1 protein-coding gene is annotated in these 806 nt (G+C 67.2%); it reads right to left on the bottom strand.

Going from position 1 to position 806, the window contains the following annotated elements; all coding sequences use genetic code 11:
- Positions 1 to 620 (bottom strand): hypothetical protein (locus TR49_RS14615; RefSeq protein WP_152627264.1); only part of this gene is annotated, 620 nt, incomplete at its 3' end.
- Positions 621 to 806 lie beyond the last annotated feature (186 nt).

Genomic DNA, 806 nt, shown 5'->3' on the forward strand with positions numbered 1-806 from the left:
GTTGTCGCCACACCGCTGGTCACGCTGGGTGAGGCGGTCGGGCAGGCGGTGTTCGCCGGCGAGTTGACACACCGCGGCGCGTAGTCGAGCAGCACCGTCGACGCCGGCTGCGAACCGCCCGCGTTCCCGTCCGCCAGCAGCCCGGTCGACTTCGCCAGGTCGGCCTTCTGCCAGCCGTAATCGATCTCCCGCAGGAAACCCGACCGCGTGTAGGCCGTCGTCGCACTCTGGTGCTGATAGTTGTCCAGCTCACGCGCATAGCTGTAGCGGGTGATGTTGCCGTGCGGGTCGATCACATAGTCCAGGTTCCACCGCCACGCCTGCAGACAGCTCTGCGGATTCTCCGTCCCGGTCGGATCGTTGCACGAGCTACCCGAGCCGGTCCCGAACACGGGCTCGGACCACGTCGAGTACGTCGGGCTGTCACCCCCGCTGCCGCCGAACGCCGACGGCAGCCGGTTCGCACCGTACAGGTACACCGTGCCGTCGGTGCCGGTCAGCTTCCAGTACGCCTGGTTCGCGGTGTTGTTCGAACCACCCGTGGTGCCGGTAAGCAGCTGCACCCGGGTGCCGTCGTCGACCGCGAGGCGCCACTTCGAGGTGTCGCTGTCATCGCGCACCAACTCACCCGCGTGCGCGCCACCGGAGATCGTCGCGTTCGCAACCCCCAGGCACATGTCCCCCGAACTCGCCCAACTCGTCGGGTTCACCTTCGCACACGGCTTGTAACTCGTCTCGATGTACGACGACGCCCCGCCGAGATCGAACCCCTCACCCACCACCGACGTCTGACCGTTGGACACCGT

It is taken from the genome of Streptacidiphilus melanogenes, from assembly GCF_000787835.1.
Taxonomy (GTDB): Bacteria; Actinomycetota; Actinomycetes; order Streptomycetales; family Streptomycetaceae; genus Streptacidiphilus; species Streptacidiphilus melanogenes.